Raw genomic sequence first — 2576 nt, 5'->3', positions numbered from 1 at the left:
ACGCAGATCTATACGCACGTCGCCCGTGAGCGGCTGCGGCTGCTGCACGCGAAGCATCATCCGCGCGGCTAGGGCGGCGCGGCCTCTGCTCGTTACTCGTGCGCGGGCACAGCGAACGCAGTGGGCGATTAAAATGTCGCGATGAGCAAAACGAAACATGTGTCCGAAACGCCCGCCACGCAGATGCTGCGCCGCGCGGGCGTCGCGTTCGGCGAGCATCCCTACGACTATGTGGAGCACGGCGGCACGGGCGAATCCGCGCGCCAGCTCGGCGTGGATGAACATCGCGTCGTCAAGACGCTCGTGATGGAGGACGAGCAGGCCAAGCCGCTCATCGTCCTCATGCACGGCGATCGCAAGGTGTCGACGAAGAATCTCGCACGGCAGATCGGCGCGAAGCGCGTCGAGCCCTGCAAGCCCGAAGTCGCGAACCGCCATTCGGGCTATCTGGTGGGCGGCACGTCACCCTTCGGCACGAAGAAGACCATGCCGGTCTACGTCGAGGCGACCATCCTCGAACTCGACGAGATCTGGCTCAACGGCGGCCGGCGCGGCTATCTTGTGAGCCTTGCGCCCTCGGTGCTCATCACGCTGCTGGGCGCGAAGCCGCTGCAGTGCGCGAGCGTCGGCTGATGCGCGTGGCTAGCCGCCAGGGGTTGCTTGCCTTGGGTTGCTGACAGTCGTTGGTTCCCTGATTAACCCTGGTGTTCGGGCAGGGGCCGCCCGCGCTTCGGTAGAATGAGCGCCGTCGCGCGGCGCCTCGCGCGCCCAGCCGGGCGCCCGCAGCGAGGCGCCCCTGCCGGGCTCCCCTCGCCGGGTGCTCTTATCGTTCCTCTTCCTCCGGGTTTCGTGCATGTACAACCTGTTCGTCGCCGTTCTTGCCTATCTGATCGGTTCGGTTTCGTTCGCCGTGATCGTGAGCGCCTTCATGGGCCTCGACGATCCGCGCTCCTACGGCTCCGGTAATCCCGGCGCGACCAACGTGCTGCGCAGCGGCAACAAGAAGGCCGCGATCCTCACGTTGATCGGCGACGCGTTCAAGGGCTGGCTCGCGGTCTGGCTCGTCGCGCATTTCGGCCCGCGCTACGGTCTCGGCGACGCCGCCATCGCGCTCGCCGCGATCGCCGTGTTCCTCGGCCACCTGTATCCGGTGTTCTTCCGCTTCAAGGGCGGCAAGGGCGTCGCCACCGCGGCCGGCGTGCTGCTCGCCGTGAACCCCATACTGGGCGTCGCTACGCTCGCCACCTGGCTCATCGTCGCGTTCTTCACGCGCTACTCGTCGCTCGCGGCGCTGGCGGCCGCCGTGTTCGCGCCGCTCTACTACGTGTTCATGTTCGGCCCGCGCGTCATCGCGCTCGCCATTCTCGCGATGAGCGTGCTGCTGTTCTGGCGGCATCGCGCGAACATCTCCAAGCTTCTGGCCGGCAAGGAGAGCCGGATCGGCGAGAAGAAGGCCGCCGGCGCGGGCAAGTAGCCCGGTGCGCGCCGGTCCGCCCGCTCGGTTCGGCGCTGTTTTGCGTCGTTGTTTGTCTGACAATTTCGCTCATCGTCTGTCATCTCGCGCGCGTGGCGCGCTTCATGGCGCATCATCTGCCATTGAAGCCTCAAGATTGTCGTGTGATTTGCCGTAAACCCTGGTAGTTCCAGATCGGGCTTCGCGGCTTTTCCTTCTTTCCACACGGCATTCCCCTCATGTTCTCTACCATCCGCGCGCGCATCGTCGCGCTTTGCGTCGTTATCGTCGTGGCTGCGCTCGCCGCGAACACGGCGCTCAACTATTTCGTCGCCAACTCGCACAACAAGGAGTCGATCGACAGCACGCTGACGGCGGTGGAAGGCAGCCATGCGCAAGGCATTGCAGAGTGGGTCGCGACGCACGAGCGGATGATCGATTCGCTGCAGGACGCCGTGCTCGGCGCCGACCCCGTGCCTGCGCTCAAGCAGATCGCGGCGGCGGGCGGCTTCACGAACGTCTACGTGGGCTATGCCGACAAAACGGCGAAATTCTCCGATCCGACCGGCATTCCGTCCGACTACGATCCGACCGGGCGCCCCTGGTACAAGCAGGCCGTCGCGGCGGGCAAGGCCGTCGTCACGCCGCCGTATCTCGATGTGGCCACCGGCAAGCTCGTGGTGGCGTTCGCTTCCCCCGTGATCCGCGACGGCGCGGTGAAGGGCGTCATTTCCGGCGACGTGACGATGGACAGCGTGATCGCCAACGTGCAGTCGATTCACCCCACGCCCGCGAGCTTCGGCATGCTCGTGGACAGCACCGGCGCAATCGTCGCGCACCCGGATGCGAAGCTCACGCTCAAGAACGTCTCGGAGCTCGCGCCGGAGCTGGCGGGCGATCGCCTGAACGCGCTCTTTTCGGCAGAGGCGCCGCTGAAGGTGGACGTGGGCGGCGACATCAAGCTGATGCGTGCGCAAACGATTCCGGGTACGGACTGGCGTGTGGTCGTGGCGTTCGACCGCGACGACGCGACGGCGGGCATGCGCTCGCTCCTTACGGCTTCGCTCATCGCGCTCGTGGTGATCGCCGTCGCGGCCGCCGTGATCGTGGCGGGGGCGACTGC

Annotated in this window: 3 protein-coding genes; all 3 read left to right on the top strand. The window is 66.3% G+C overall.

Annotated features, from left to right (window positions below):
• Positions 1–141: 141 nt before the first annotated feature.
• On the top strand, positions 142–633 hold the full coding sequence (gene ybaK, locus VMJ11_RS22325; protein ID WP_325621850.1) for a Cys-tRNA(Pro) deacylase: 492 nt from the start codon (positions 142–144) through the stop codon (positions 631–633).
• Between the two features lie 220 nt (positions 634–853).
• Positions 854–1474, top strand: a complete 621-nt coding sequence (gene plsY / locus VMJ11_RS22320; RefSeq protein ID WP_325621848.1) for a glycerol-3-phosphate 1-O-acyltransferase PlsY — start codon at positions 854–856, stop codon at positions 1472–1474.
• 218 nt (positions 1475–1692) lie between these two features.
• On the top strand, positions 1693–2576 hold an 884-nt coding region (locus VMJ11_RS22315; protein ID WP_325621847.1), incomplete at its 3' end, for a cache domain-containing protein.

Source organism: Paraburkholderia sp. (assembly GCF_035501035.1).
GTDB lineage: Bacteria > Pseudomonadota > Gammaproteobacteria > Burkholderiales > Burkholderiaceae > Paraburkholderia.
This window is presented reverse-complemented; position numbering and strand designations above follow the sequence as displayed.